At 65.1% G+C, this 19,396-nt stretch carries 20 protein-coding genes and 1 pseudogene; 11 read left to right on the top strand and 10 right to left on the bottom strand.

Translation table 11 applies throughout. From position 1 onward, the window contains the following. Positions 1 to 2 precede the first annotated feature (2 nt). From IGS74_RS12890 to IGS74_RS12850, 9 genes are all read right to left on the bottom strand, one after another. Complete coding sequence (locus IGS74_RS12890; protein WP_039193816.1) at positions 3 to 1,541, bottom strand: aldehyde dehydrogenase family protein; 1,539 nt, start codon at positions 1,539 to 1,541, stop codon at positions 3 to 5. After that, positions 1,534 to 2,436, bottom strand: coding sequence for an NAD(P)-dependent oxidoreductase (locus IGS74_RS12885; protein WP_192386632.1), 903 nt, complete (start codon positions 2,434 to 2,436; stop codon positions 1,534 to 1,536). Before IGS74_RS12885 ends, IGS74_RS12890 begins: the two co-directional genes overlap by 8 nt. Before the next feature lie 148 nt (positions 2,437 to 2,584). Then, on the bottom strand, positions 2,585 to 3,490 hold the full coding sequence (locus tag IGS74_RS12880; RefSeq protein ID WP_192386630.1) for a LysR family transcriptional regulator: 906 nt from the start codon (positions 3,488 to 3,490) through the stop codon (positions 2,585 to 2,587). Positions 3,491 to 3,502: 12 nt separating this feature from the next. Then, positions 3,503 to 4,663, bottom strand: coding sequence for a M20 aminoacylase family protein (locus IGS74_RS12875; protein WP_192386628.1), 1,161 nt, complete (start codon positions 4,661 to 4,663; stop codon positions 3,503 to 3,505). 26 nt (positions 4,664 to 4,689) lie between these two features. Continuing rightward, positions 4,690 to 5,202, bottom strand: a complete 513-nt coding sequence (locus IGS74_RS12870) for a hypothetical protein (RefSeq protein WP_192386626.1) — start codon at positions 5,200 to 5,202, stop codon at positions 4,690 to 4,692. Positions 5,203 to 5,212: 10 nt separating this feature from the next. Continuing rightward, positions 5,213 to 6,025, bottom strand: coding sequence for a DUF3100 domain-containing protein (locus IGS74_RS12865; RefSeq protein ID WP_039193830.1), 813 nt, complete (start codon positions 6,023 to 6,025; stop codon positions 5,213 to 5,215). A 150-nt stretch (positions 6,026 to 6,175) separates the two neighbouring features. Then, positions 6,176 to 7,228 (bottom strand): NAD(P)-dependent alcohol dehydrogenase, encoded by a 1,053-nt coding sequence (locus IGS74_RS12860; RefSeq protein WP_039193833.1) that lies wholly within the window; start codon positions 7,226 to 7,228, stop codon positions 6,176 to 6,178. 30 nt (positions 7,229 to 7,258) lie between these two features. Further along, positions 7,259 to 7,903 carry a hypothetical protein gene (locus IGS74_RS12855; protein WP_192386624.1) on the bottom strand — a complete coding sequence of 215 codons (645 nt, stop codon included), beginning with the start codon at positions 7,901 to 7,903 and terminating at the stop codon, positions 7,259 to 7,261. Between the two features lie 59 nt (positions 7,904 to 7,962). Beyond that, positions 7,963 to 9,300 (bottom strand): aspartate aminotransferase family protein, encoded by a 1,338-nt coding sequence (locus tag IGS74_RS12850; RefSeq protein WP_192386622.1) that lies wholly within the window; start codon positions 9,298 to 9,300, stop codon positions 7,963 to 7,965. A 138-nt stretch (positions 9,301 to 9,438) separates the two neighbouring features. Between IGS74_RS12850 and IGS74_RS12845 the strand changes: the two genes are divergently transcribed. Continuing rightward, a complete protein-coding gene (locus tag IGS74_RS12845) occupies positions 9,439 to 9,987 on the top strand; it encodes a cupin domain-containing protein (protein WP_192386620.1) in 549 nt (182 codons plus the stop codon). A 265-nt stretch (positions 9,988 to 10,252) separates the two neighbouring features. Further along, complete coding sequence (locus tag IGS74_RS12840; protein ID WP_192386618.1) at positions 10,253 to 11,734, top strand: sensor domain-containing diguanylate cyclase; 1,482 nt, start codon at positions 10,253 to 10,255, stop codon at positions 11,732 to 11,734. A gap of 30 nt (positions 11,735 to 11,764) precedes the next feature. On the opposite strand, the gene IGS74_RS12835 is transcribed toward IGS74_RS12840, so the two are convergent. Next, on the bottom strand, positions 11,765 to 12,301 hold the full coding sequence (locus IGS74_RS12835; RefSeq protein WP_192386616.1) for a DUF6886 family protein: 537 nt from the start codon (positions 12,299 to 12,301) through the stop codon (positions 11,765 to 11,767). A 90-nt stretch (positions 12,302 to 12,391) separates the two neighbouring features. Here IGS74_RS12835 and IGS74_RS12830 point away from each other — a divergent pair. The 9 genes and pseudogenes from IGS74_RS12830 (at position 12,392) to IGS74_RS12790 (ending at position 19,381) form a co-directional block, all read left to right on the top strand. Further along, positions 12,392 to 13,146, top strand: a pseudogene (locus tag IGS74_RS12830) (IS5 family transposase). Between the two features lie 120 nt (positions 13,147 to 13,266). Beyond that, positions 13,267 to 14,040 (top strand): FadR/GntR family transcriptional regulator, encoded by a 774-nt coding sequence (locus tag IGS74_RS12825; protein WP_192386614.1) that lies wholly within the window; start codon positions 13,267 to 13,269, stop codon positions 14,038 to 14,040. Continuing rightward, entirely contained in the window at positions 14,040 to 14,489 is a 450-nt protein-coding gene (gene rpiB, locus IGS74_RS12820) for a ribose 5-phosphate isomerase B (protein ID WP_039193846.1), read from the top strand. The genes IGS74_RS12825 and rpiB overlap by 1 nt, the downstream gene beginning before the upstream one ends. Positions 14,490 to 14,521: 32 nt before the next feature. Beyond that, positions 14,522 to 15,448 carry an NAD(P)-dependent oxidoreductase gene (locus IGS74_RS12815; protein ID WP_192386612.1) on the top strand — a complete coding sequence of 309 codons (927 nt, stop codon included), beginning with the start codon at positions 14,522 to 14,524 and terminating at the stop codon, positions 15,446 to 15,448. After that, positions 15,445 to 16,122 carry an amino acid ABC transporter permease gene (locus IGS74_RS12810; RefSeq protein ID WP_039193853.1) on the top strand — a complete coding sequence of 226 codons (678 nt, stop codon included), beginning with the start codon at positions 15,445 to 15,447 and terminating at the stop codon, positions 16,120 to 16,122. Before IGS74_RS12815 ends, IGS74_RS12810 begins: the two co-directional genes overlap by 4 nt. A 12-nt stretch (positions 16,123 to 16,134) precedes the next feature. Next, entirely contained in the window at positions 16,135 to 16,809 is a 675-nt protein-coding gene (locus IGS74_RS12805) for an amino acid ABC transporter permease (protein ID WP_192386610.1), read from the top strand. Between the two features lie 37 nt (positions 16,810 to 16,846). Then, the gene (locus IGS74_RS12800; RefSeq protein WP_192386608.1) at positions 16,847 to 17,572 is read left to right on the top strand and encodes an amino acid ABC transporter ATP-binding protein; all 726 of its coding nucleotides are present in this window, start codon (positions 16,847 to 16,849) and stop codon (positions 17,570 to 17,572) included. Between the two features lie 42 nt (positions 17,573 to 17,614). Continuing rightward, positions 17,615 to 18,400 carry a transporter substrate-binding domain-containing protein gene (locus tag IGS74_RS12795; protein WP_192386606.1) on the top strand — a complete coding sequence of 262 codons (786 nt, stop codon included), beginning with the start codon at positions 17,615 to 17,617 and terminating at the stop codon, positions 18,398 to 18,400. An 87-nt stretch (positions 18,401 to 18,487) separates the two neighbouring features. Next, positions 18,488 to 19,381: a PfkB family carbohydrate kinase gene (locus tag IGS74_RS12790; RefSeq protein ID WP_192386604.1), complete on the top strand. Its 894-nt coding sequence runs from the start codon at positions 18,488 to 18,490 to the stop codon at positions 19,379 to 19,381. Positions 19,382 to 19,396 lie beyond the last annotated feature (15 nt).

Here is a 19,396-nt window from a genome sequence, read left to right as displayed (position 1 = left end):
CGTCAGCCCGTATAGCCGAAGGCGACGGGCGGGTTTGCGGCCGTCTCCACCCACACGCTTTTGACCTGCGTGTAGGCGTGCAGGGCCTCCAGCCCGCTGGAGCGGCCATAGCCGCTGCGACCGAAGCCGCCGAAGGGCGACATGACGTTGATGGTCTTGTAGCCGTTGATCCAGAAGGTGCCGGCCCGCACGGCCGCCGCGACGCGATGCGCGCGCCCGACATCGCCCGTCCAGACCGCTCCGGCCAGCCCGTAGGGCGTTGCGTTGGCCAGCGCGACGGCTTCTTCCTCGGTATCGAAGGGGATGACGGCTACGACCGGTCCGAACACCTCCTCACGGGCGATCTCCATGTCCGGCTTAACATCGTCCAGGATCGTGGGCGCGAAGAAATAGCCGCCGGTTTGCGCCAGTGCGCCGCCCGCAGGCCCGCCGGTTGCGAGCCTTGCCCCATCGGCGACGCCCCGTGCGACCATCTCGCCGATCTTGTCGAACTGACGGCCATTGTTGATCGGGCCGATCTGGGTGTCGGCGGACGCCGGATGCCCGAAGGGGATTTTCTCCGCCGCCTTGGCATACCGCTCGACGAACGCCGAGTGGATGGAGCGATGCACCAGCAGGCGCGAGCCGGCGACGCAGCTTTGCCCGGCACCCCCGAAGATGGCCGATTGCGCGCCGAGGATCGCCCGGTCGATGTCGGCATCGGGAAATACGATATTCCCGGACTTTCCACCCAGTTCGAGGATGCACGGCACCGTCTTGCGGGCCGCTGCCGTTGCGACCGCGACACCGCCCGCCGCCGAGCCGACGAAGACGACCAGCCCTGTCGCGTCGTGCGCCACGGCAGCTGCGCCTGTGGTTGCGCCGGCACCGGCCAGGACGTTGACCAGGCCGCGCGGGGCGCCGGCCATCTCGCACAGGAGCCCGAGAACGATGGTGGACAGCGGCGTCAGTTCGGACGGCTTGATAACGACGCCATTGCCGGCCGCCAACGCCGGCGCGATCTGCCATCCGCCGGTGAACAACGGTGCATTCCAGGGCGTGATCTGGGTAACGACGCCGATGGGCTCGCGCCGCGTGTAATTGAGGTGGCTGCCGGGCACGGGGATGACTTCGCCATGCAGCTTGTCGCACCAGCCGGCATAATACTCGAACATCTCGGCGACACGGACGGCTTCGCCGCGCATGTCCCGGATCGGCCGACCGGCGGAACGGCATTCCAGTTCGGCGATGGCATCGGCATTGGCGCGGACGAGACGTCCCGTCTCGTACAGGATGCGGCCACGGGCCGAGCCGGTGAGGGCAGACCACTGCTTCTGGGCGCGCTTGGCGGCCTCCATCGCCGCATCAACCAACGGTTGCCCGGCATCGCGGAAACTGGCGAAGACCCGGCCGTTGGCGGGATCGGTCAGATGGAGCGTTTCGCCCGTGCCGTCCTCGATCGCGCCGTCGACCAGGCTGCCGATGCGTCCGCCGGGGATCAGGCCGGCGACGAGTTCTTCTATGCGGTCGGTCTGGTCCGGTGCGGTGTGCGGATTATCCATTGTTCCTGGCCCTTTCGTCATCGTCTGCGTAGTCGCCCATCCGTGTGAAGTCCTGCCCGTCCGCGAGGCGCTCGGTGCTTGCCGCCCAGATGTCGCGCACATGGCCGCAGAGCGGCAGATCGACGCCGAACTCGTCGGCCATGGCGCCGGCCAGGCGCACATCCTTGCGCATCAGCCCCATCGAGAAGCCGCTGTCGAAGCGGCCGGACATGACCCAGTTGGGGAAGTGGATTTCGCTGATGGCGCTGCGGCCGGTGGCAGCGTTCAGAACACGCAGGACCGACTCGGCGTCGACCCCGGCGCCGACCGCCAGCTTCAACGCCTCCTGCGTCGTCAGCATATGCGCCGCGACCAGCAGGTTGTTGACCAGCTTGGCGACGTTGCCGGCGCCGCTCGGGCCGACATGCAGGATCTTGGCCGCCAGCGCCTCGACCACGGTGCGGGCCTCTGCCAGGTCCGCCTCGTCGCCGCCGATCATCATGGTCAGCTTGCCGGATGCCGCGCCGGCAGGGCCGCCGCTGACCGGCGCGTCGAGAAAGCCGTGTCCCGCATCCGCCAGGCGCCGTGCCAGGGCGCGGCTGACGTCCGGCTCGGACGTGGACGTGTCGATCAGGATCACCCGGCCCCCCGCCTGCGTGCCGACGACGGTGGCGTGCGCTTCCAGCATCGCCGCTACGTCCTGGGCGGTGGGGAGGGAAAAGACGATCCGCTCACTGGTGGCGAACAGCTCGCCCGGCTCGGAAACGAAGCCGAACCCTGCCTCTGCCGCCGCCTTGGCCTTGCCCGCGTCCAGATCGTAGCCCGTCACCACGAAGCCGGCCTTGGCCAGCGTGGCCGCCATTCCGAACCCCATCGCCCCGAGGCCGACGACGCCGACGCGCGTTTTCCTGTCCATGGATCATCCCCTTGATGCAGCAATTTCAGGATGCAGGGTGAGACGGGCAGCCGCCAGGCGATAGGCATCAACCCCGGAACGGAGCGTTGCGCTGGACGCACCGGAAGGTAAGGCGGGGCTCTTCGGCGGCAGCCGCGATAAACCGGTCTCAGAGCCGGAACGCGGCCATGTTCTGCGACAGGTGGCTGGCAAGGTTGTCCACCGAGGCGGGCAGGCGGCGATGCGCCCGGACGATCAGGTGCGCACTGGCTTGCAGCGCCAGCGGATCGTCGAGCTCCGATGCGCCCAGCAGACCTGCGGCGATCTCGTTCGCCACGGCGAAATGGGGCAGGAAGGTTACGCCGCCCGCCATGGCGAAGCGGCGCAGCGCGTCTATCGACTGGGTTTCCAGCACCGGGGCGATGGCAAGTCCCGCATCCGCCGCCATCCGTGCCACGAGTTGCCGGGTGCCGTGCCCTTCCGTCAGCAGCGCCAGCGGCCGGTGCAGGCCGGAGGCGAGGTCGGACCGGCCCGCGTTCAGCAGGGCATCGTCTGTCCGTGTGACCATGCAAAGCGGTTGCCGCTTGATGGCGATGGAGCGGATCCGCGTCTCGGCCGGTGGGTTGTACACAAGGCCGATATCCGCCTCGCCATTGGCGATGGTGTCCACGATGGCGTCGGTGCCGGCCAGTTGCAGCGCGTGGCGGACGTGCGGATAGACGGTGAAGAAGGAAGCCAGGCCGTTGTCGATCAGGTCGCCGACGAAGCCTTCGCCGCATACGATGGCCACACGGCGCTGCTCACCGCCTTTCAGCCGGTCGAGTTCTTCCGCAAGCAGGCCGCCTTCCTCGGTCAGGCGGCGTCCATGCTCCAGCAACAGGGACCCGGCCGGCGTCAGCGTGGCGCCGCGCGCCGTACGCTCGAAAAGGGGCAGGCCGATCTCGTATTCGAGGTCGGCGATCTGCCGGCTGACGGCCGAAGGCGCCACGTTGAGCTGCTCGGCGGCGGCACGGAACGAACCGTGGCGCACGACGGTCAGGAAGTGGCGCAGGGCCTTGGCGTCGATGAAATCCATGGACCTGTCATATCACGCCCTGGCAAGGCGTGCGGCGGCGATGTCGCGCCACAGGCGGATGCCGTCTCCGATGATGGCGTCGTTGAAATCGAAGCGCGGCGAGTGCAGGCCGGGATTGTCGCCATCCCGGGCAGCGCCCAGCCAGATATAGGCTCCGGGCCGCTCCTCGAGCATGAAGGCGAAATCCTCCGCAGCCATGCTGGGGGCGCTGTCCTCGACCGTCAGGCCGGTTGTGCCGCCGGCGATGGCGCGGATTTCGCCGGCCGCGGCCGGCGTGTTGATCGTGGCCGGGTAGAGGCGCTTGTAGTCGACCGTCGCGCGGGCGCCCAATGCCTGCGCCACCATGGAGGCGACCGCCCCGAGGCGCGCCTCGATCATGTCGCCAACGGCCGGCGCAAACCAGCGCGTCGTGCCCCGGATCACCACGGATTCGGGAATGACGTTATAGGCGTCGCCCCCATGGATCTGGGTGGCGGAAACGACCGCCGCCTCCAGCGGCGAGACGTTGCGCGCCGCGATGGATTGCAGCGCGGTCACGATCTGGCTTGCAGCCAGGATCGGATCGGCGCCCTCATGCGGCATCGCGCCGTGCGAACCACGGCCCGTAACGGAAATCTCGAATGTCGCGAAAGCGGCCATCATCGCCCCGTCGCGCGCCACCACCGTACCCGGCTTCAGGCCCGGCCAGTTGTGTATGCCGTAGACCGCGTCCACCGGAAAGTCGCGGAACAGCCCGTCGGCGATCATCTCCCGGGCGCCGCCCTCGACCTCTTCCGCAGGCTGGAAGATGAAATGCACCGTGCCGTCGAGATCGGGCAAGGCGGCGATCTCGCGCGCGGCGGCGAGCAGCATCGTCACATGGCCGTCGTGCCCGCAGGCATGCATGACGCCCGGAACAAGCGAGGCATGGGCAACACCGCTGGCCTCCACGATCGGCAGGGCGTCCATGTCGGCACGCAGGCCGATGACGCGGCCGGACGTGCCGCGCGACAGGGTGGCCACCAGCCCCGTGGTTCCATAGCCGCGTCGTACGGCAAGGCCGAAGCTTTCGAGGCGGGTTGCGATGAAGTCGGCGGTCTCGGTTTCGCGGAATGCCAGTTCGGGGCGGCGATGCAGGGCGCGGCGCCAGTTGACGGCTTCCGCGATCGTATCGCCGGACAGGATTGCGGACATGGAAGCGCCCCCCTTCAAGTCGGATGTCAGCCGAAAAGCCGCAATGTCAGGTCTGCGACGAGCACCGAGCCGATATAGGTGCCGAACATCACGCAGATGGCGACGATGACGATCTTCCAGCCCGATGTGCGCGCAATGCGGAACTCGGTCTGCGTCAGCGCGAGGCCGCCATAGGCCAGCGCCGGCGTCGCCAATGCCAGGAAGTTGAGCCGGCTGACGGCGTCCAGCACCGTGGCCGAGCCGGGCAGGCCGGGAATGGTGATCAGGATGGCGATCAGCGAAACCCACGCCACGGCAGGCAGCTTCAGCGGCACCACCTGGGCGATGACGAGGCCCAGGGCGGATGCCGCGAGAAGGATCAGCATGCCGGGCAGCGCCTCGATGGCCGTGGTGCCCGTGGCGGCCCAGTTGGCGGCGAGGCCGATGATGCCCGCCACGACCAGCATCGCCATCTTCTCGGCGAGGGGCAGCGCGCGCTCGTCTTCCTCCACGATCACGTCCCTGAGGTCGGGCACGCTGTTGTCTCTTGCGTTGCTCATGACTGTGTCCTCAGGCTGCGGTTGCGAATTCGTGCGGGCGCGACTTGCGGTACAGCCACTCCGTCAGCGGAAGCGCGACGAACAGGCCGACATAAAGCCCCGTCGCATAGGTCAGGATGTTGCTGGCGGCGGCGAGCGCCAGGATGAGCTGCTCCTGGTCGGGCGCCACCGCCACGAGGCCGCCGGTGCAGGCCGCCAGCATGGACCCGGAGCCGACGCCGCAGGACATGGCCAGCGCGCGGATATCGAAGACGCCCAGCGCGTGGATCAGCGGCGGCATGATGGCGAAGACGAATGTGCCGATGAGCGTGCCGGTCGCGTAGACGCCCATGGCCCCGGCGCCCTCAGGGCTGTTCAGGCCGTATTTTTCTGCAATCAGCGCCAGGTTCGGCTCGCGGTCGATGGAATAACTCGCGCCGATCGCCTCGCGGCCCATGCGCAGCAGGAAGACGGCGACCGGGAATGCCACGACGATGGTGCCGAGATTGCCGAGTTCCTGAAGCACCAGGGCCGGGCCCGCCTCGATGATGGCCTCGATCTCAGGGCCGACCGTCGTGCCGAAACGGGCAATGAAGGGCATGATCGCAATGGCGATCATGCCACCGGCGATCTTCGTGGAGCGGGGCGTCAGAACGCGCGACATCGGCTTGCAGATCGTGGGGTTGAGCGCAATGCCGATGGCGAAGGCGTACAGGATGGGCAGGAGAATGATGGTGGCGATGCCGATCGGCACCCGGATAACGCCGATCAGGTCGGCGATGATTACGATGACCAGCACCGTAAGGTGCAATGCCATCGCATCCCTCGAAAGGACGCGGCTCATGAAGTCTCCCGTGCTGCGTTGCACAAACCGTGGACACTTGCCGCAACCGACAAGTTTTTACGCAGCCTAGCGGCGTGTCGCGCGTCCGGTAGCGGCGGTTTACGCAACGGAGCGTTGCGCGGCAAGCAATATGCCGCGGCGCGACGACCTCTATCCGTCCTGTGGCATCGCGATCTGCAGCTTCACATCGGTCGGCCGGCCCTCGGCGGCGCGCTCGAACGCCTCGACCGACCTGTCGAAGGGCAGGGTGGCGGATATCAACGGCTTCAGGTCCACCTTGCCCGACGCCATCATCTGGATCGCCCGCGGATACTGGTGCGCGTAGCGGAAAACCGTCTCGAATCGCAGCTCCTTGGTGGAAGCGGTTGCCCAGTCCATCGCCGTCGGGTGCACGGGAAGCCCTACCACCACCACCGCGCCGCCGGGCCTTGGCAGGGCCAGAAGACCTTCCCACGCCTTCGGCGAGCCGCTCGCCTCGAAGACGACGTCCGCGCCCCAATTGCCGGTCGCTTCGTCGACGGCCGCTTTCAGGTCGGCGTCGCGGATATCGACGGGGACGATGCCCGGATAGCGCCCGGCGATCTCCAGCTTCTCGGCCATCAGGTCGGCCACGATCACGCTGGCGCAGCCCCCGGCCAGTGCGGCCAGCGCCACCATGATGCCGATGGGGCCTGCGCCGATGACGACACCGACGTCCCCGGGAGCGATCTTCGCCTTTTGCGCGGCCTGCAGCCCGACCGCGAAGGGCTCAACCATGGCTCCCTCCGCGAAGCTGACATTGTCCGGCAGCCGGAAGGTGAAATTGGCTGGATGGACGACTTCGGTCGTCAGGACCCCGTGGACCGGCGGCGTCGCCCAGAAGGTGACAGCCGGATCGACATTGTACATTCCGAGGCGCGCGGCGCGCGAGTTCGGGTCGGGTACGCCCGGTTCCATGCAAACGCGGTCGCCGACGGCGAGGTGGCGCACATCCGGGCCGATCTCCACCACCGTTCCTGCAGCTTCATGCCCCAGAACCATCGGCGCCTCGACGACGAAGCCGCCGATGCGGCCATGCGTATAGTAATGGACGTCGGAGCCGCAGATGCCCACCGTGTGCAGACGAATGCGCACATCGTTCGGCCCGACCGCCAGGGGAAGGTCGATGTCGCGTATCGCCAGCCTGTGCTGCTCTTCGAGGACAAGGGCCTTCTGCATCGCCATGAATCAACCTCCCGTTAGTGCGGATGATTCTTATAGCGCCTTGTGATGGCTTTCGGAGCCTATTTCGGTGTGGCGATGCAGCGCGACGGCATTGCGCAGGACATGCAGGCCGATGGCTGCAAACAGGATGTAGGCGAAGATTTCGACGGTCTCCTCGATCAACATCGGCAGATAGTCGATTCCCGCAAGGGTGGCGTGACCGTCAAAGGCTTCGCCGATTATGAGCAGTACCGCCACGCAGACGAACGGCCATCCGCGCAGCTCTTTCAGATAGGCGATATGCTCGCCGATCAGACGCCAGCGAAGGGCGATATAGGGCAACGCGACCGCACAGATGGCCACCGCCTCGTAGATGCGGAAATGTGGGGCATTGAACATCGAGGCGATCGGGCCGTGGCCGGTCAGTTCCAGCTCACGCAGAAAGAAGACCACCGCCAGCACGCTGGCGCCGACGGCCGCCATGCGGCCGGCGCCGCGCTGGTAGACGGCCGAAATGCCGAAGAACAGGGCCGCCGCCGCAAGCGCCACTTCCTGCCCGCGCTCCAGCGGGCCGCCCTCGATGGCCGCATCGTGGACACCCAGCCCAGCCACCAGGAAGAGCGTCGCCATCAGGATCGCGATGGCAATGACGAGACCTTGCAGGGCAAAGCCGCGTGAAAGGTAAAACGCCTGCATAATGCGCCCCTGGGAAATTATCTCGGGGGCTTATTGAATAATGACGGCGGGTGCAATCCTCATCCGATGCGGCGGATGGCGTCCCCCACCATGTCGGCCATCGTGGAGATTTCGTCTTCGGAGACGATCAGCGGCGGCGACAGCGCGATAATGTCGCCGGTGACGCGGATCAAAAGCCCCTTTTCGAAGCAGTCCACGAAGACGTCGTAGGCCCGTTTGCCCGGCGCACCCTCGAGCGACGCCAGCTCGATGCCCGCCACCAGCCCGATCGTGCGAATATCCATGACATTCTGCGTGCCCTTCAGGGCGTGCATGGCATCGGCGAAGTGGTCGCTCAGCTCCGACGCGCGGGTCAGGAGGCCCTCGTCGGCATAGATGTCCAGCGTGGCGATGCCTGCGGCACAGGCGACCGGGTGCCCGGAATAGGTATAGCCGTGGAAAAGCTCGATCTGCGCTTCCGGGCCCTGCATCAGGGCATCGTGGACTGCACGGCTGCTGAAGACGGCGCCCATGGGGATCGTGCCGTTGGTCAGGCCCTTCGCCGTGGTGACGATGTCCGGCACGACGCCGAACCAGTCCGTTGCAAAGGGCGCTCCGAGGCGGCCGAACCCGGTGATGACTTCGTCGAAGATCAGGAGGATGCCGTGCCGGGTGCAGATGTCGCGCAGCCGCTGAAGGTAGCCCTGCGGCGGAATGAGGACGCCGGTGGAGCCGGCAACCGGCTCGACGATGCAGGCAGCGATGGTTTCCGCGCCGTGCAGCGCAACCAGCCTTTCCAGATCGTCGGCCAGTTCCGCCCCGTGCCGGGGCTGGCCCCTGACGAAGGCATTGAGGGCCAGATCGTGCGTATGCCGCAGGTGGTCGACGCCGGGCAGAAGCGGGAAGACACGGCGGTTGTTGACGAGGCCGCCCACCGATATGCCGCCGAAGCCCACGCCGTGGTAGCCGCGTTCGCGCCCGATGACGCGCGTGCGGGTGCCTTGGCCGATGGCCCTCTGGTAGGCGATCGCGATCTTGAGCGCCGTATCGACCGATTCCGATCCGGAGCCGGTAAAGAACACCCGGTCGAGGCGGCTTCCGTCCGGACCCGGCGCGATGGCGGCAAGCCGTTCCGCGAATTCGAAGGCGATGGGGTGGCCCATCTGGAACGACGGGGCGAAATCGAGCGTCGAAAGCTGCCGTTCCACAGCCGCCGCGATGCCGCGCCGGCCATGGCCGGCATTGACGCACCAAAGCCCGGCCGTGCCGTCCAGCACCCGGCGCCCGTCATCGCTGGTATAGTACATGCCGTCGGCCGCCGTCAGCATGCGGGGCGCTGCCTTGAACTGCCGATTGGCGGTGAACGGCATCCAGTAGCTATCGAGGAGGGGGGCGTTGGGGCGGTCGTGAACGTTCATGGATCGGCTCCGGGGGCGTGAGCATCCATTGGAGCCTTGAACCGCTTTCGCAACAAGTCCTTTTCTGGGTGCCGCCAAGCTGTTGTTTTATGCGGGCCCATCAGGCAAATGTTCGATATATCGAACGGAGTGAACGGCTTGACGGTGGATATCGGTGGACGGCTGCGCAGCCTGCGGCTCAAGCATAAGCTCTCGCAGCGGCAACTGGCATCGAAGGCCGGGGTCACGAATTCGACCATATCGCTGATCGAATCCAATGGCACGAACCCTTCCGTCGGCGCGTTGAAACGCATCCTCGACGGCATCCCCATCGGCCTTGCCGAATTCTTCGCCTTCGAGCCGGAGCAGCCGGCCCGCGCCTTCTACCGCGCGGATGAACTCAAGGAGATCGGCAAGGGCGGGATTTCCTATCGTCAGGTTGGCGACAACCTCTTCGGCCGCAGTCTCCAGATCCTGGAGGAATGCTATCAGCCCGGCTCCGATACCGGGAAGGTGCCGCTTGTGCACGACGGCGAGGAGGGTGGGATCGTGCTTTGCGGCCGCCTGGAGGTGACGGTGGACGGGGAAAGGCGGATCCTTGGCCCCGGCGACGCCTATTATTTCGAAAGCCGCCGGCCGCACCGCTTCCGATGCGTCGGCCCGAACCCCTGTCGAGTGGTCAGCGCCTGTACGCCCCCGACATTCTAGAAATGATTTCTAAAAAACATAAAAAATATAAAAATGATAAGTACAGGATACAGGCTATCATATATCATGAAGTTTCTGGTAGGAGGTCGGGCGCTTTCTTTTGCTTTTCGGGCGGAAGTGCGTCCTCCATCAGGGAGAGGCCCGCAGCATGCACGACAGCACCATCAAGATCGTGAATAGCGGTAGCAATGAAATTACGACTGTCAAAGACCGCAACCTTGAATTATTCGAAGGGGGCAAGCGCGTATCGACGGGTGTAATCGGAATGCAGACCTCCCCGGGCCAGGTGTCCACTTCGAACAACGAGATCGATCGCGATCCTGATTTCTTCGATTTGTCGCCATCGCCCATGTGGCTGGAGGATTACAGCGGCGTCAAAGCGCTCTTCGCCGAGTGGCGGCACGCCGGTGTGTCCGATCTGGCTGCGTATCTTGCCGAGGATCCGGAGCGCGTGCGGCGCTGCTCCGCGCTCATACGCGTCCTGAAGGTCAATGAGCGCGTGTTGCAACTGTACAAGGTCGCAGACCTTGCCGAGTTGGAGGAGAACCTCTCCGTCATATTCAGCGCCGACATGATGAAGACACACGCCCAGGAGCTGGTTGCCCTGTGGCAGGGCGAGCGTACGTTCTTCAGCCATACCGTCAATTACACGGCTGCCGGCGACAGGCTGGACATCCAGCTGTCCGGCAAGATCATGCCGGGTCACGAGCATGATTGGAGCCTCGTTCTGGTCGTGACCGAGGACATGACCGAGCGGGAAGGCGCGCGCGCCGCGCAGGCCGCCAGCGAACAATTCGCACGCGGCCTGTTCGAGCATTCGCCGGTGTCGCTCTGGGTCGAGGATTTTTCCGAGATCAAGAAGTTGCTGGACGAGCTTCGCTTTCGCGGTATCCAGGACTTCAGGGTGTTCACCGATGTGCACCCTGAATTCGTCAACCGATGCATGAGCGAAATCCGCGTCATCGACATCAACCATACGACGATCAAGTTGTTCGGTGCGCCGGACAAGCGCGTGCTGCTGCACAGCCTGGGGCGGATCTTCCGCGACAAGATGGTGCAGCCCTTCCGCGAGCAGTTGATCGACCTCTGGAACGGCCACTTGTTCCAGACGCGAGAGGTGGTCAATTACGCACTGGATGGCCGCGAACTGCATCTGATGCTGCAGTTTTCCGTCCTGCCGGGTGCAGAGGACGACTGGTCCCTGGTGCAGGTGGCGCTGACGGACATCACGGCGCGCAAGGCCGCCGAAGCCTATCTGGAGTTCCTCGGGAAACACGACGCCCTGACCAAGCTGTTCAACCGCTCCTTCTACATCGACGAGTTGAACCGCCTGCAGCGCAACGGCACCGAGCCGATATCGATCATCATCATCGATCTCAACAACCTGAAAGAGGTCAATGATTCGCTGGGCCATGCCGCCGGAGACGATCTCCTGCGGCGGGCAGGCGAGGTGCTGGGCAAGCTGGTCGAAGCGCCGGGCCATGCGGCACGCATCGGCGGCGACGAATTCGCCCTTACCCTGCCGGGGCTGGACGAGGTGCATGCCGGCAAGATCCTGAAGGATCTGGACGGATTGTGCGACCTGAACAACCAGTTCTATTCCACGGCATCGTCCCGATTGAGCCTGTCGGCGGGGCTGGCCACGAGCCGGGACGGCGAAAGCCTGGAAGCAACCGCGCGCCGTGCCGACAACGCCATGTATGAGGCCAAGCGCGAATATCATCGCAAGTTGAGCGCGGGCAACTAGGCTGTAAACTCGTTAACGGATCGGCCCGATTTACGGGAGATGGATGGCGCCCGCGTTACGGAGCCGGATACCGCTCACATGATGTGACGTATTCCAGAGGCTCTTGAGAGGCTCCAATGTAGGCACGACGCGCAATTCGACGTCCGCTTCGGCGAGCGCAGTACCAATATTGGTAATTTCCTGAACCTCCGCTGGCCTCGCAGCGGAGCGGCAGACCCACATTCCCGCGTCGTTCAGGCTTTCGAAGCCCTCACTCGGTAACGTATAACGGTAAAGAACACCGCCTGCGAGCCGGGTAAACCAGCGCCATTCGATATAGGCAATCATGCGGCATGATGTGGTCCAGTGTGCGCGGCGATCTTCAGGCGTGGTGGCATTTGTCGGCCAAAGTAAGATGCGCGGACAATCACGGGGAAATAGGTACAACGGCTGATGCCAATCATCGATGGCCCAAACTAGCGGGCCATTGAGCCAGTCCATGCCTGCTGGCCGTCGGGGAGGGACGGCAACTGGCCTCGGCACGAATACCTCGATGTCGCGCCGATCGCTGAAATGAAACAACTGCATCGTCCCAATTTGCGCGATCCTTCTCTACCGCGTCAACGCATCGGGATTCCACGCCCGAGGGGACCTGATTCAGCGTTGCCATAAGCCCTTATGGCCTGGCCGACTTCGAATGCGTGTGATCGGGCCGCGCTGCCCAACACGCCAAGAGGCGTCCCGCATGTCGATGACCGTCGTGTGCTGAATGGCATCTTCCGGGTGCTGCGCTCCGGTGCTCCGTGGCGTGACCTTCCCGAACGCTATGGCCCGCGCACCACCTGCTACAACCGCTTCGTGCGATGGCGAAAAGCAGGTGAATGGGATCGGATGGTGGATGCGATGACCGCCGCTCACGATGGCGACATACGGATGATCGACAGCACGTCCATCCGGGCGCACCAGCAGGCTGCGACGGCAGGAAGGGGGCCGAGATCATTGTCTCGGTCGTTCCGGAGGTGGGCTTACAACCAAAATCCACGCGGTCGTCGATGCACAAGGGCTCCCGATCCGGCTGAGCTTAGCCGCAGGGCAAAGCCATGATGGGCAAGCTGCCGACGACTTGCTCGCTCACGTTGCCGCTGGAACCATCGTGCTGGCGGACTAGGCCTACGATGCCGATCGCATCCGTTTGGCTCATCGTGAGAAGGGGGCGTTCGCCGAAATCCAGCCCAGGTCCGGTCGACGCTCGAAACCTTACTTCAGCACGTGGCTCTATCGCGAGCGGAACCTCATCGAGCGCTTCTTCTCCAGGCCGAAACACTTCCGCGGGATCGCTACCCGCTACGACAAGCTGGCCGAACCCTTTCTCGCGATGGCCAAACTTGCCTCGATTCGGCTGTGGGCCCCGCGCTTATGGGTCTACGGCCTAAGCCTAGTTCCCCCACCATTACAGCCGTCCTGCCGCAGTGCAGCATGCTGCCTGCATTGACGTGGTAATACCACGTGAGTTAATTGGTCTTACCACGGCAAGATCAATGGACGTCCACCTGATGTCGATCCGACGCGAAGCGGTTGAACATAAAAGCGGCTACGACCGGGTCGTCGCGTTCCTGCGCGAAGAGCTCCTGTCCGGCGCACTGAAGACGGGCGATTGCCTGCTGCCGGAGCGCGAGCTGGCCGCGCAACTGGGCGTCGGCCGCCCGGTGCTTCGCGAGGCCCTGCGGGCTCTGGCGATGATCGGTGCACTGGAGATACGCCATGGGGTGGGTACGATCGTGAAGAAGCCGGACGTGTCGACGCTCGGGGAGTTCTTCACCTTCGTCCTGGCACAGCAGGCCGACGCGATCGACGACATCATGGAAGCGCGCGTGGCCATCGAGCATCACGCGATCCGGCTGGCGTGCCGCCGCGCCGGGCCCGCCGACATGGACCGTCTTGCCTCTTGCCTGCGCCGCATCGTCGATACGATCCATAGCGCGGAGGCAGGCGGCGTCGCGGACTTCCAGTTCCACGAAGCCATCGTGCGGGCCGCCGGTTCGCCGACGCTGACCAGCATCTACGCCTCGATCTCCAGCCTGATGATGAAGTCCCACCTCGACCGCCGCGAACAGATCATCGCCGTCGAGGGTATCGAGGAGTTCCTCATCGATCATCATCGACTGATCTACGAGGCGATCTCCGCGCGCGACGCCGCGGCCGCCGACGACCTTCTGACCCGCCATTTCGAAATCGGCGCGGAATTCCGCCGCAAGGCGACCGTCAACGCGCTGCGCCACCGGCCGGTGCCTGGCGGGCCAACTCAACCCGACTCGAGGAAAGACTGATGCGCATCATCATCGGCAGCGATCACGCCGGCTACAGCCTGAAGCAGGACCTGCTCGAGCCACTGCGGCAAGCCGGCCACGACCTCGTCGATGTCGGCAGCTTCGACCCCGATCCGGTCGACTTTCCCGATATCGCCCGCGCGGTCTGCGACAAGGTCCGCAATGAGGCGGGGGCACGCGGCATTCTGGTCTGCGGCACCGGCGTCGGCGCCGTGATCGCGGCAAACAAGATCCGCGGTATCCGCGCCGCCGTCTGCCACGACGTCCATTCGGCGCATCAATCGGTCGAGCATGACGACGTCAACGTGATGTGCCTCGGCGCTCAGATCGTCGGCCCCTGGCTCGCCAGGGATCTGATCGAGTCCTTCCTTTCAGCCGAATTCGTGACCAGCGATCCCGATTTCGTCCGCCGCGTCGAAAAGCTCGCCCGCCTGGAAGAGGCGAACTGACGGCAGGCGCATCATCGGGGAGGAACCAGACGATGACGGACAGCAGATCGAAAACAGGCCGGGTCGCCTTTGTCGGCATCGGTGTCATGGGGCGGGAGATGGCCCGCAATCTGGCACAGGCGGGCCACGATGTCATCGCATACGACATCGTCCCGGGTGCCGCCGCCGCCCTTGCCGAACACGGCGTCACGGCGTCGGCCAGCATATCCGGCGCGGTGGCCGGGGCAGATATCGTCGTTTCCATGCTGCCGGATACGCCGCAGGTGGAGATGCTGGTGCATGGTCCGGACGGCCTCCTGGCGGTACCTCCGAAAGGCCGGCTGTTCGTCGACATGAGCACCATCGCGCCCGAGGCGACGCGTCGCATGGGCGAGGCGCTCCTGGCTGCCAGCATCGACATGGTCGATGCACCCGTTTCCGGCGGACCGGGCGGCGCGCGCGATGCACGACTGTCCATCATGGCAGGCGGCAGCGCGAAGGCGTACGAGGCGGCGCTACCCTATTTGCAAGCCATGGGAACGACCATCAATCATGTCGGCGGCCCCGGAGCGGGCCAGGCGGTCAAGCTGTGCAACCAGCTTGTCTGCGCGCTGAACATCCAGGCGATCTGCGAGGCGCTTTCCCTCGGGCGCAGCTTCGGCATCGACCTTGCGCAGATGCGGGAGGTGCTGAAGGGCGGTTCGGCCAATTCGTGGATGCTGGACAATCTCGGCGCGGCGATGATCGAGGGCGATACGTCCGCCGGATTCCGGATCGACCTGATGATGAAGGATCTGCGCCTCGTGCTGGATGCGGCGCGCCAGGGGCCGGTGCCCTTGCCGGCGACGGCGCTGGTGGCGGCGCAGTACATGGAAGCGCAGGCGCATGGCGAAGGCTCCAACGGCAACCAGGCCCTGTTCCGCGTCTATGATCGCCTTGCGGGCCTGGAGCTGCGGCAGCCGTCGGGCAGGGCCGCATGACGCTCGATTTCACGTCCATCCTTGCTCGCTGGCAAATGCTGGCGGACGGCGCATGGCTGACGGTGCAACTGGCCAGCGTCACGACGCTCACCGGGTTCCTGATCGGCACGCTGTGCGCCGTTGCGCGGCGGTCCAGCATCCGCTGGCTGTCGGCGCTGGCGGGCTTCTACGTGGAAATGATCCGTAATACGCCTTTCCTGGTCCAGATATTCATCGTCTATTTCGGCCTGTCGAGCCTCGGCTTTTCGTTCTCGGCCGTCACGGTGGCGATCATCGCGCTGACCATCAACGTCGCCGCCTACACGGCGGAGATCATGCGGGCCGGGTTCGATTCGATCCAGAAGGGGCAGTGGGAGGCGGCTGAGACACTTGGCCTGAACCGACTCCAGCAGTACTGGCATGTGGCCCTGCGCCCGGCGATGGAGCGCGTCTATCCCTCGCTCACCAGCCAGTTCATCCTGTTGATGCTGGCGTCTTCCGTCACCTCGCAGATCTCGACCGAGGAGCTGACGGCGGCGGCCAACTACATCCAGTCCGAAACGTATCGGCCCTTCGAAACCTATATCGTCATCGCGATCATCTATGTCGCGCTGTCGCTGGGGATGCGGCTGGTGTTCCACCTTGCCGGCCTGGCGCTGTTTCCGCGCCGCCGCCGCCTCGGCACCAACCTGTAGGGGCGACCGGCAATGGAAACCGCACTCAACCCCGGCCATATCCGCTTCCTCCTGGAAGGCGCCGCCTGGACCCTGGCGCTATCGCTGATCGCCTTTGCCGGCGGCGGCGCCGGCGGCTTCCTGGTGGCGCTGGGGCGCATCGCGCCGCTGCGCGCCGTACGCGCCCTCACCACGCTGTATGTGCAGATCGTGCAGGGTACGCCGCTGCTCGTCATCCTGTTCCTTATCTTCTTCGGCCTGCCGCAGCTCGGATTCTCCATCTCTCCGCTGATGGCCGCGAGCCTGTCGATGACGATCTATGTCAGCGCCTATCTCGGCGAAATCTGGCGCGGATGCATCCAGTCCGTACCGCAGGCGCAGTGGGAGGCGGCCGAATGCCTGGCGATGAGCCGCACCCAGCGGATGCTGAAAGTCATCCTGCCGCAGGCGGTGCGGATAGCCACGCCGCCGACCGTGGGGTTTTCGGTGCAGATCATCAAGAACACGTCGCTGGCGTCGGTGGTCGGCTTCGTCGAGATCACCCGCGCCGGGCAGCTTATCAACAATTCCATCTTCGAGCCGTTCGTCATCTACATGATCGTCGCGGCACTGTATTTCTGCCTGTGCTTTCCCGTCTCCGTCTTCAGCCGCCGCCTCGAGCGTCGCGGTGCGGCCCGCCGCGCCCGGCTCGAGCTGACGCCGGCCTGACGCCGCGGCACGCACCGGGTTCAGGGGAGGTCGTTTCATGTCCATCGTCATACTGGATGACGTCAAGAAAAGCTTCGGAGCGGTGCAGGTGCTGCACGGCGTATCCTTCCGCGTGGAGAAGGGCCAGGTCATGGCGCTGATCGGCGCCAGCGGCTCGGGCAAGAGCACGGCTCTGCGCTGCATCGACCTTCTCGAAACGATCAACTCCGGGCGGATCGAGGTGTGCGGGCACCGGCTGGAAGACCCGAAGCTCGACAAGCGCGCGCTGCGGCTGGATGTCGGCATCGTCTTCCAGAGCTACAACCTGTTCCCCCATCTGACCATCGTCGAGAACATCATGCTGGCTCCGGTTTCGGTCAAAGGGCTGCCCCGGGCGCAGGCGCGGGAGATCGCGGGGCGGGTGCTGGCGCAGGTGGGCCTGTCGGACAAGGCCGATTTCTATCCCGAGCAACTGTCGGGCGGACAGCAGCAGCGTGCGGCCATCGCGCGGTCGCTGGCGATGGAGCCAAAGGTCATGCTGTTCGACGAAGTCACTTCGGCGCTCGACCCGAAGCTGACGGGCGAGGTTCTGCGCGTCATCGAGAAGCTGGCCGATGGCGGCATGACGATGATCATGGTGACGCATGAGATGAACTTTGCGCGGCGGATCGCCGACAAGATCGTCTTCATGCATCAGGGCCGCGTCCACGAGGAAGGCGAGGCTTCCATACTGAGCGCGCCGCGCACGCCGGAACTGGCGGATTTCGTATCCAACGAGCTTTGAAAGAACGGGCGGCATCGCCGCCTGCAACGGGAGGAGACTGACATGAACATACTGAAAATGGCGCTTGTGGCCGGTGTCGTGCTGTGCAGCGCCAACGCCGCCCTGGCCGATGCGTATGACGACATCATCGCCGCCGGCAAGATCCGCGTATCGACGGACCTCGCCATTCCGCCGTCCGGCATGCTGGACGCCGAGTTGAAGCCGATCGGCTCGGATGTCGAGACAGCCCAGCTTCTTGCCAGCGATTGGGGCCTTGAGCTTGAATTCGTACCGACCACCGGTGCGACGCGCATTCCCAACCTGCAGACCGGCAAGGCCGATTTGATCATCTCCACCCTGTCGGTGACGCCGCAGCGCGCCGAGGTGATCGACTTCACATTACCCTACGCCGCTCTCAACTCGGTCGTCGGTGCGCCCAAGGCCGCGGAAATCTCCGATTGGGAAGACTTGCGCGGCAAGGCCGTCACCGTAACGCGGGGCACCACGCAGGATACCGCGCTGACCCCTCTGGCTGGAGAGCGCGGTTATACGATCACGCGGTATGACGACGACGCGACCATGGTGACCGCGGCCGTCAGTGGCCAGGCCGCGGCCGTGGCGACGTCCGAGACGCTCATCAACCAGATCGGAGAACGCAATCCGCAACTGGCATTCGAGCCCAAGTTCACCATCCAGGTCTTCGATCTCGCCATGGGCGTGCGCAAGGGCGAAACGCAGCTCAAGGAAAAGCTGGACGCCTGGATTGCCGAGAACCTGAAGAACGGCAAGCTGAACGACATCTACCAGAAGTACCACGGCTCGCCATTGCCGGCCGAAATGCTCAACTGAGACTGTCCTACCGGACGACCCTCTGTTATCGAGTCCGCCGGGCGCCATGCGCCCGGCGGTTCTGGTATCAATCGGACAGGCGATATCATGGGTAGCATCATCATTTTCGGTTCCGTGAACGTCGATCTGGTGTCGCGCGTCACGCGCATCGCGCGGCCGGGCGAGACCGTTCTTTCCGCCTCCTATGACATCTATTTCGGTGGCAAGGGCGCAAACCAGGCGGTCGCCGCAGCCCGCGCCGCCCGGGCCGCAGGCGGCTCCGTGGCCATGGCCGGCGCCATCGGGCGGGACTCCTTCGGCAATGACTGCGCCGCCAATTTCGCCAGTGCCGGGGTGGACGTCTCCGCCCTGCAGCGGACGAGCGAGCGGACCGGCGTCGCCTTCATTTCCGTCGACGATACGGCGGAAAACGCGATAACCGTCGCCAGCGGCGCCAATTTGACGATTTCCGCCGACGCGGTGCCCGAGGCGCTCGTCCTGTCGGCCTCGACGGCCATTTTCCAGATGGAAGTACCGCTGGTCGAAACACTGGCTTTCGCGCGGCGGCTGCCGGACGACGCGACGGTCGTCTTCAATTTCGCCCCGGCGGACGAAAATGCCGACCCGGCGGTCCTGGCCGCCATGCTGGACCGCACCGATATCTTCGTCGTCAACGAGCACGAGGCCGAGGTTGCCGGACGGTTGGCCGGCGGGGCCGATGGGCTGGCCGAGCTTGCCCGGCGGTTCGGCGTCCAGCTTGTCGTCACTCTGGGGGCTGCCGGCGTCGACCTCTATGCGCCCGACGGGGCGAAACGACATTTCGATGCGCCCAAGGTCGTCGTCGTGGACACGACGGGCGCCGGGGACCTGTTCACCGGAACGCTCGCCGCGCGCGTCAACGAAGGCATGGGCCTTGCAGAGGCGGTTTCTGCGGCAGCGCATGCTGCATCCATCGCCTGTACGCGCCCGGGCGCGCAGGTGGACGTCTTCGCCGACGCCTGACGCCCCTCGTCAACC

The organism is Aureimonas sp. OT7, assembly GCF_014844055.1.
Lineage (GTDB): Bacteria > Pseudomonadota > Alphaproteobacteria > Rhizobiales > Rhizobiaceae > Aureimonas > Aureimonas altamirensis_A.
This window is presented reverse-complemented; position numbering and strand designations above follow the sequence as displayed.

Coding starts and splice junctions, on each gene's coding strand:
- IGS74_RS12835 (WP_192386616.1), bottom strand. CDS start 12,301: ATGCAGTTGTTTCATTTCAGCGATCGGCGCGACATCGAGGTATTCGTG.
- IGS74_RS12795 (WP_192386606.1), top strand. CDS start 17,615: ATGAACATACTGAAAATGGCGCTTGTGGCCGGTGTCGTGCTGTGCAGC.
- IGS74_RS12875 (WP_192386628.1), bottom strand. CDS start 4,663: ATGTCCGCAATCCTGTCCGGCGATACGATCGCGGAAGCCGTCAACTGG.
- IGS74_RS12810 (WP_039193853.1), top strand. CDS start 15,445: ATGACGCTCGATTTCACGTCCATCCTTGCTCGCTGGCAAATGCTGGCG.
- IGS74_RS12790 (WP_192386604.1), top strand. CDS start 18,488: ATGGGTAGCATCATCATTTTCGGTTCCGTGAACGTCGATCTGGTGTCG.
- IGS74_RS12860 (WP_039193833.1), bottom strand. CDS start 7,228: ATGGCGATGCAGAAGGCCCTTGTCCTCGAAGAGCAGCACAGGCTGGCG.
- IGS74_RS12865 (WP_039193830.1), bottom strand. CDS start 6,025: ATGAGCCGCGTCCTTTCGAGGGATGCGATGGCATTGCACCTTACGGTG.
- IGS74_RS12840 (WP_192386618.1), top strand. CDS start 10,253: ATGCAGACCTCCCCGGGCCAGGTGTCCACTTCGAACAACGAGATCGAT.
- IGS74_RS12870 (WP_192386626.1), bottom strand. CDS start 5,202: ATGAGCAACGCAAGAGACAACAGCGTGCCCGACCTCAGGGACGTGATC.
- IGS74_RS12825 (WP_192386614.1), top strand. CDS start 13,267: ATGTCGATCCGACGCGAAGCGGTTGAACATAAAAGCGGCTACGACCGG.
- IGS74_RS12880 (WP_192386630.1), bottom strand. CDS start 3,490: ATGGATTTCATCGACGCCAAGGCCCTGCGCCACTTCCTGACCGTCGTG.
- IGS74_RS12805 (WP_192386610.1), top strand. CDS start 16,135: ATGGAAACCGCACTCAACCCCGGCCATATCCGCTTCCTCCTGGAAGGC.
- IGS74_RS12800 (WP_192386608.1), top strand. CDS start 16,847: ATGTCCATCGTCATACTGGATGACGTCAAGAAAAGCTTCGGAGCGGTG.
- IGS74_RS12850 (WP_192386622.1), bottom strand. CDS start 9,300: ATGAACGTTCACGACCGCCCCAACGCCCCCCTCCTCGATAGCTACTGG.
- rpiB (WP_039193846.1), top strand. CDS start 14,040: ATGCGCATCATCATCGGCAGCGATCACGCCGGCTACAGCCTGAAGCAG.
- IGS74_RS12815 (WP_192386612.1), top strand. CDS start 14,522: ATGACGGACAGCAGATCGAAAACAGGCCGGGTCGCCTTTGTCGGCATC.
- IGS74_RS12855 (WP_192386624.1), bottom strand. CDS start 7,903: ATGCAGGCGTTTTACCTTTCACGCGGCTTTGCCCTGCAAGGTCTCGTC.
- IGS74_RS12890 (WP_039193816.1), bottom strand. CDS start 1,541: ATGGATAATCCGCACACCGCACCGGACCAGACCGACCGCATAGAAGAA.
- IGS74_RS12885 (WP_192386632.1), bottom strand. CDS start 2,436: ATGGACAGGAAAACGCGCGTCGGCGTCGTCGGCCTCGGGGCGATGGGG.